Annotated in this window: 4 protein-coding genes; all 4 read right to left on the bottom strand. The window is 54.3% G+C overall.

Features of this window, described 5'->3' with window-relative positions; translation table 11 throughout:
• On the bottom strand, positions 1–1,533 hold a 1,533-nt coding region (locus tag CSR04_RS20660), incomplete at its 3' end, for a glycosyl hydrolase 115 family protein (RefSeq protein ID WP_172449448.1).
• Complete coding sequence (locus CSR04_RS20655; protein ID WP_102798235.1) at positions 1,530–3,236, bottom strand: glycoside hydrolase family 43 protein; 1,707 nt, start codon at positions 3,234–3,236, stop codon at positions 1,530–1,532. The genes CSR04_RS20655 and CSR04_RS20660, both read right to left, overlap by 4 nt.
• A complete protein-coding gene (locus tag CSR04_RS20650) occupies positions 3,233–4,306 on the bottom strand; it encodes an endo-1,4-beta-xylanase (protein WP_146027217.1) in 1,074 nt (357 codons plus the stop codon). The genes CSR04_RS20655 and CSR04_RS20650 overlap by 4 nt, the downstream gene beginning before the upstream one ends.
• A gap of 203 nt (positions 4,307–4,509) precedes the next feature.
• The gene (locus tag CSR04_RS20645; RefSeq protein WP_102798233.1) at positions 4,510–8,067 is read right to left on the bottom strand and encodes an ABC transporter permease/M1 family aminopeptidase; all 3,558 of its coding nucleotides are present in this window, start codon (positions 8,065–8,067) and stop codon (positions 4,510–4,512) included.
• Positions 8,068–8,070: the final 3 nt, after the last annotated feature.

Below are 8,070 nucleotides of genomic sequence, written 5' to 3'. Positions count from 1 at the left end.
GCGCCTGCCATTGTGGCGGGTATAGCCATCGAGGATGCGGGCAATATCCGCTGCGTATTCAGGGCCAAATTGCTGGCTGGCCCACTGCTTGCTAAAAGCGGCCTGAGTGGCAGCGGTAAAAGCAGTGGGGTTCCAGGCCATACGCAGAAAGAAGTCGGTGGGCAACTCCATGGGCTTGAGATCGCCAACATTGACTATCCAGATACGGTCCGCCTGATATTGCCAGGCCAGATGCATCTGCTCCCAGATTTTGGCAATAGGAACGGTGTTAATCCAGCGGTAAGAGCGCGGCCCGCCAACATAATCGAAATGATAATACACCCCGGCCCCACCGCTGCGCTTGCGCTCTTCTGCGGTTGGCAGGCGGCGGATATTGCCAAAATTATCGTCGGCCCACAGCAGGGTCACATCATCGGGCACCCGCATACCTCGTTCATAAAAGCCCTGCACCTCTTTATACAAAGCCCATACCTGCGGCACCTGACGAATATCATCAGCGAAGGTGTCAGACAGGATCTGGCGCTGATCCGCCACAATCTGTTCCAGCAGGCCGATATTTTCGCCTTCGCTCATGGGTTCGTCTTCCTGGCCGCGCATGCCCAGAGTAAACAGACTTTCCAGTTGCTTATGGCGCTGCGCCCCTTGTTGCCAGAAGCGATAGATATTGTCGCGATTGCTGGAATACTCCCAGGGCCCTTCGCCATAGCGGTTCCATTCCTTATCCGCGCGCATCATGGGCTCATGATGAGAGGTGCCCATTACGATACCCATTTCATCCGCCAGCAGCGCGTTGCCGGGGTCATCATCTGCAAAGGCGTTATTCCACATAGCCGGCCACAGATAATTGGCTTTCAAGCGCAGCAGCAGTTCAAACACATGCACATAAAACTCGGCGTTGTAGTCGCCGAATTTTTCTTTCACCCAGTTAGTTAAGGCGGGTGCTTCATCGTTAAGAAAAATACCGCGGTATTTCACCTTCGGCGCATCCACCATCGCCGCAGAGGCCTGAACATAGAGGCTGGACTTGCGTTTCACCGGCACATCGGCCCACCAATACCAGGGCGAAACGCCAATGGCTTCAGACAGGCTATACACCCCATAAATAGCACCGCGCTTGTCGCTGCCGGCAATCACCAAAGCCTGTTTCACCCCAGGTAACGGCTGCTGCAGGGTTTGAATCTGATAGGCTTCCCAGCGCCCTTCGATAGCACTGACATCCAGCTTGCCCTCGGCAATCAGGCGGTCCAGCACTGCGCTGTGCCCAAGGCTGCCAATAATCACTAACTGTTCGCTTTGGGTTTGCTGCCCCAATAACAGTGTTTTACCAGTGACCTTGGCAATATCACTGACCAGATTGTGGGCGGCCCGTTGCACGCCCGGCAAGGCTTCCTTGTCGATATACAGACGCGCCTGGGTATTGGCCCCTACCAGGGTAAATGCGCTTGCATCAGGTTGTTCAGTTAGCCAGTCAGCCGCGCTAAGTGGCGCGGTCAACAGCCCGGTCAGCGCCAGCATGACAGACAGAAATTTCATACCCCTGGCTCCACAGGTTCAAGACGGCTATGCACCCCCAGCATGGTGCCAACAAAGCCCCCTGCTAACTGGGTGCTCAGCAGTTTGCCATCAAATGTACCGCCCAGTGGTTGCCAGGCCTGTTCGCCCAGTTGGTAAGAAAAGCGGATGCTGTCTTTATCGCCCTCAATGGCCAGGTTAATGTCGCCGTTTGCGGGCCCTTCCAGCAGCGTTGTTAATATCACTTGTCCGTCATCCCCCGCCGCCTGCTCTAAAAACACCTGCATGCCTTGTGCGACACGACGAGCGCCAAGATAGTAGTGGTATTGTTCGTTCTGAAAAGCCGTCAGTCCGGCCGAGAAGCCTGTCGAGGACAAGTTTAGTGCCGTGCTGACCCGGTAATGCATATGCTGCTGCCGACGGCCGATAAAGCTAAGTGATTCAGCACTATTTAGCCTGCCAGTCTGTGGCTTCACCAACAACTCGCCCTTATGGATATGCCACCAATGGCTACTAAAATCGCGTAGCTGGCTCCAGTGCACACTCAGCGAGGGCTGGTCAAACTCATCCCGCCAGGTGAAGTTGCCGGTCAGCGGTTCATCCACCGGGCTGTTTGCCAATCCATCCGGTTTTTGTGGCCGATAATCAATAGCTTGCCCAGCGGGTAAAATATGTGGCCAGTCATCCTGCCAGCTCACCGGTAGCAAAAAGGTTTCACGACCACTGTTGTAGAAACGCTGTGCATAGGCGCGGGTGGCCAGGAACACCGCCCACCACTGCCCCTGGGGCGTTTGTACTATGTCCGCATGCCCGGCAGTGGTGATAGGGGCAGGTCCGGCCGGATCCAAATCGCGCTGGGTCAGTATGGGATTACCTTTGTAGGGCTCAAAAGGCAGGTCCAGGCTGCGGCTGCGAAATACCACCTCGGAATGCTCATCGGCGGTACCGCCTTCGGCACACAGCAAGTAGTACCAACCATTGATTTTGTAAAGGTGCGGCGCCTCTATCCAGATAGGTTGTTTGCTCAGATCCACGCCGCCGTTGACAATGATTCTGCCGCTATCGGCCTTAATCTTTTGCGACTTGGGGTCAAACTCCCACAACCAGATGGCCCGGTGCCCTTCATATAAAGGTTCGCCCGGCGGCGGGCCATTGTGGGCAATAAACACCCGGCCGTCATCGTCAAAAAAGATATCGGGGTCAATACCATCCAGTTCCGGCAGCCAAACCGGATCTGACCAGGGGCCAGCAGGATCGCTGGCGGTAACAAAGAAATTACCGCCCTTATCTACCAGGGTGGTAATCATATAAAACAGACCATCGTGGTATCTCAGGGTTGGCGCAAAAATCCCCCTGGATACCCTGGCTCCCGCCACGTCCAGTTGCGAGGGTCGGGTCAGGGCATGGCCAAGCAGTTGCCAGTTTACCAGGTCACGGCTATGCAGAATCGGAGCCCCAGGCGTATAGGCAAACGAAGATACTGCCATATAGTAGTCCTGCCCTTTGCGGGTAATACTGGGGTCGGGGAAGAAACCAGCCGCTACCGGGTTTTGATAACGATCTGGGGCCAGCGGAGCGTCGAACACTTCGTCCATGCCCTGGTATTCAAACCACAGGAAACTGGCTTGCGGCTCCGGTGATGGTGCCGACAAGGCGGGCGGTTCAGAGCACCCCAGCAATCCCAGCGTCAACATCAGACTGGCAAGTGTTACATGGCATCTCATGGCTGTCCCCTCAGTCCGTTGGCCATCCCCGCCAAAGCAGGCTTGGCAGCAAAGCTATCGTCAAACAAAAGCGGCCAGTCCGGGCGCTGCTTAAAACCGGGGATCCAACTGTCGCCATCGGTCAGCCCCCACAACGTGATACCACCGCGTTGCGCCGGCGGCACGGCCTGCAGATAAACCTGCACCACCTGTCGATAACGCTCGGCCTGGAGGCGCGCCAGTTCGGGGGTTAAGGCGCGATATTGCTCTGATTGATTAACAGCAATATCCAGCTCGGAAATACGTACTTTAACACCCCGTTTTGCCGCACTGGCAAAGGCATCATACATGGCGGAAAGTGAAGGAGAGTCGGTGTCGATATGTACCTGAAAGCCCAGACCATCAATCGGCACACCACGGGCCAGAAAGTCGTCCAGCATCGCCAGCACCCGCTCCAGTTTGGCGGGCAGCGCACCGCTGATGTTGTAATCATTGTAATATAGCTCGGCACTGGGATCGGCGGCCCGGGCCAGACGAAATGCCCGTTCAATGTAGCCGGGGCCTATATTGTCCAACCAGATGGTGGAGCGATATGCACTGGGGCTGTCATCGGTAAAGGCCTCGTTGACTACATCCCAGCTGTGCACCTGCCCGGCAAAATGTTTAGCCACTGTCTGAATATGCGCATCCAGTATCTCGGTAAAACTGCCGGGCGGCCCCTGATGGGCATCCATCCAGGGCGCAGCCTGGGTATGCCATACCAGAGCATGGCCATGCAGTATCAATCCATGCGCTTTGGCATACGCCAACAGGGCATCGGCGGCGCCAAACTCAAACTGACCTGGCTCGGGCTGCAGGTACGCCATTTTCATGCCGTTTTCAGCAGTCAGGCTGGAAAAGTGCTGCTCTACCAATGCTTGGCGCTGCGGGCTTTGCAGTACACTGTTTGGCCAGGGGTCAATCGGCACTGCCACCCCAACAGGAAAGTCCGCCAGGGTGTGCAGCCCTACAGACGGGGCCTGCGCCATGGCTTGTGGTGATACCAAAGCTATGCAACAAAGCCAGCGACACAAGGCATTCATCTTTGTCATGGTTTTTTCCGCAGCTGATGGGGCAACTGCTACCAACTGCGTGCGGCGCTGCCCCTTTGAAAGTACAGTGCCAGATTAAAACGGAAAAAGACGTTCTCAATCAATGCCATAGACATTATGAAAGTAGGCAGAAGGGTTGCGTTTTTTCAGTCTGAAAGTAACGAATAAAGACAGGCCGCACACAGCGCGCGGCCTGCATAGGCTTAACGGCTGATGCGAATAATATTGTTGTCGGTATCTCTGTCGATCAGGGTGACCAGCGGGTCAACCCCGGCATAGTCAGGCTCAGTATCCACCTGCAGCACCACCTGGTTATCACCAGACTTGAGCAAATGCTTGCCACGGTAGACTATCTGACTTTGCTGAGCAAAATCATCCGGGTCGCCTTTAAACAGCATAATATCCACCAACTGTTGCATAGGCTGCTCTTGCTCTTCGCCCTGACCGTCTGCCACATAATGGGCGGCTTTGACATTCAGCGTTACGCTAAAGCCCTGTTCAGCCTCGCTGAGCTTGGCGTCGGTGGCTTGCAATTCATACAAGCTGATTTGCTTAAACAGGGTATCAATCAACTGTTGGGTGGGCTCATCGGCCTTGGCCTTTAACTCCGCCATCAGATCCAGGGTGGTAGGATATCGATCGTCCCGGCCGCCCCACTTCTGCACCATCTGCTTAAGTGCAGCGTTAAGTTGCGCTTCGCCCATGGCTTGCTTAAGCGCCACCATCACCACCGAGCCCTTGCGATAATGTATATAATTCTGGCCTTCGGCGCGGGCCAGCGGCATTTCCTCAATCAGTTCCTGGGTGCGGCCGCGCAGATACCGATCCAGCTCATAGGTCAGGAAAGTACGGGTTTTAGCCTCGCCGTATTTGTGCTGCATCACCATCAGCGCACTGTACTGTGACAAGGTTTCGGAAATAATGGCACTACCCTGCACATTCGCCGCCCCCACCTGATGTCCCCACCACTGGTGCGCTACTTCGTGGGCCGTCACATAGTACACAGGGTCAATATGCTCCGGATCGCGCAGATCACTGATAAACCCGATTCGCTCCGAGTAAGGCACGGTATTGGCAAAACTCTGGGCAAAAGAACGATAACCAGGAAACTCAATAATACGCATCTGCCGGTGCTGATAAGGGCCGAAAGCTTCAGTGAAATAGTCCAGTGAATCGCGTACCGATTCCATCATCCTGTCCACGTTCCAGTGGTGGGCCGGATGATAGTAAACCTCGATATCAATACCCTTGTACTGCTGTTTTTTTACCGCCAGCCGTGCCGACATCAGGCTATAGAAATTGACCATCGGACTGTCCATTTCGTAGCGAAAATACTGTCGGCCATTATCCTGCCACTGGCGGGTCAGATAGCCCGGGGCAATGGCGGTCTGCTCTGCGTCGGTGGACAGAGTGACGGCAAAGTCAATCAGTCCCACGCCTTTACCAAAGAAACTGTCAGCATAATGACGTCTGTCTTCCAGTGGATAAGCACGCTGCAACTCAGGTAAATCGCGTTTACGCCGTTCATGCTTGTCACTTAACTTACGCTCGGGTGCAAAGCCAAACTGGCCAAACAGCTCATAGTTGTTGATAAAAGTACCGTTTTTCACCAACGTAGGGTCGCCACTGCCGTCTTCAAACCCCACTATCTGGCGTACCACTTCAACCTTACCTGCCCGCTGCTCGCCTGGCTGCATCGGTTTGGTGAAGGTAAAGCTGGCCAGGTTCAGGGCTTTATCCACCTCTCCCAGTTCTCCCCCTTCAATCTGCAGACGATAGCTGGGGCTGTATTGGGGCAAGTTCACCAGCATGGCGTCTATCACCTGATCGGTTTTATTGGTCAGCACCAATTCAGCGCTAGCCTCAATGCGACGCTGGTTTGCGAAGATATCCACCTTGGCTTCCACCGCGGTCACGGCAGGAATATCCGCATCTTCCAGGTGGCCGAAGTCGCGCTCATAGCGCTCCTGCAGATCTTCGCCCTGCTCGCTGGTCAGATAGGTATTCAACACCACAGTGTTGTAGTAAATACCGCTGCCCAGTCCAACAAACACCAATAGTGCCGCGGCCAACACAGCACGGGCGGTTTTCCCCAACACCAGCGGCAACGCCTGCAACTTGAACTTCAGCCCCATCTGCGGACCGCGCTGCCATAAACCGTAACTGACCACCCCGAGGATCACCGCCAGGCTCAACCAATAGCCCATAAACCAAAGCTGACTGGTGACAAACCAGCCATAACCGTTCATATCAGAGTATTGCAGGGACGGTGCAGCGGCATAATTAAACAGGCTATGCTCCAGTCCAATCTCCCCCAGGCCAAGAGAGATAAAGAAATAAGCCACAAACAGCAACATACCTACGTATTTGTTCGGGCTGATGGCCTGCAGAAAGAACGCCAGAGCGGTAAGCAACAGCCAGGTCGGGGCCTGGAAGCCCAAAATGGTGGCCAGATATTGCCACAGCTCCAGGTCGTCCATGCCCTTAATCAATTGATAGGCCATGGTTACCAATGCCCCACCAAATAACAGCAGTAAAATCACCAGACACACGGCCAACAGCTTCGACAACCAGAAATGCAGATTAAATACCGGCATGGCATCGACAATATCCCCCATACCAACACTGCGCTCCCGCCACACGGCTTCGGCACTATACCAGGTCACCACAATCACCAGCAGCAAAGAGAAACTGTCCTGGATCAGATTGAGCATATCCTGGGTCAGGGGCCAGTTAGGCGCATCGTATAAGGCTGCCGGGTCAAAGAAATCGCTGATCAGACTAAAGGAAGAAAAGGCCAGTAACACGAAGAAGGCCGGGCTTTTCAACACCTGGCGAATTTCAAAGCCAGTGCGGGCGCTAAAATGTGCCAACCCAACGCTGGACGAGGGTTTGTAATCAATGCGATTGGCTAACGGTGGCGTAAATTTATCCGCCTTAGTGGCTTTTTTGCCACCACGCGATGGCAGGCTCAATGGTTTGTGCAATCCGCCAAACAAGCCCAATATCAGCAGAGCCACAGTCAGCCAGATCAAGCGGTTTTGCAGTACCACGCCTTCCAGCCCCACCACCTGGGTATTACGTTCAAAAGGAGTCCAGTAACGACTGACGTCACTAAAAGCACGCAGCCCGTAAGGATCAGACAACGCTGCCAGCACGCGGTATTCAGGCTCATCCAGTAAGCGTCCGGAGATAATATACAGAATAAACAGCGCCACTGCTGTAAGGTAAACCGCCACCACAGAGCGGAACCTTAACGCCGCCGCATAAAACAGAGCCGCCATCATCAGCAAACTGGTCAGGGAAAAGGTCAGAAACGGCGTCAGGTAGTAACTCAACTGGTTAGCACCGATACGTTCGCTGTCCAGCCAGGGCATCAGACTGCCGATAAAAATGCCCAGCGGTACCATGGCAAATACCGTAACACAGACCAGGTAGCTGCCAAGGAAGCGCCCACTCTGGTAGCCGAGCAATTTGAGCGGCTTACTGCTGACAATTTCCAGCATCTGGCTCTGCTCATTACGCAAAGCGGTATTAGCGATAAAATTTACCACCAGAAACATGGCGAACACCCCGAGGATCAGGGTCATCACCGCGATGGTTTGCGGGCTGTTAAAGTTGGTGTTGGCGCTACCACCAATTTGCACATTGTCGATAGTCATAGCCAGAAACGGCAACAGGAAAAACACCAGACAAGTGACAATAAAAGACGGCTGACGGGTAAAGTACCGCCATTCAAAACCCAGATTATGTAAAAACATCCT

It is taken from the genome of Bowmanella denitrificans, assembly GCF_002887595.1.
Taxonomy (GTDB): domain Bacteria; phylum Pseudomonadota; class Gammaproteobacteria; order Enterobacterales; family Alteromonadaceae; genus Bowmanella; species Bowmanella denitrificans.
The sequence above is the reverse complement of the archived record's forward strand: the minus strand, read 5'-3'. Positions and strand labels throughout refer to the sequence as shown.

What these genes read in the sequence shown, in the direction of transcription:
- CSR04_RS20655 (WP_102798235.1), bottom strand. Translation starts at nt 3,236, where the DNA reads ATGAGATGCCATGTAACACTTGCCAGTCTGATGTTGACGCTGGGATTG.
- CSR04_RS20650 (WP_146027217.1), bottom strand. Translation starts at nt 4,306, where the DNA reads ATGACAAAGATGAATGCCTTGTGTCGCTGGCTTTGTTGCATAGCTTTG.
- CSR04_RS20645 (WP_102798233.1), bottom strand. Translation starts at nt 8,067, where the DNA reads ATGTTTTTACATAATCTGGGTTTTGAATGGCGGTACTTTACCCGTCAG.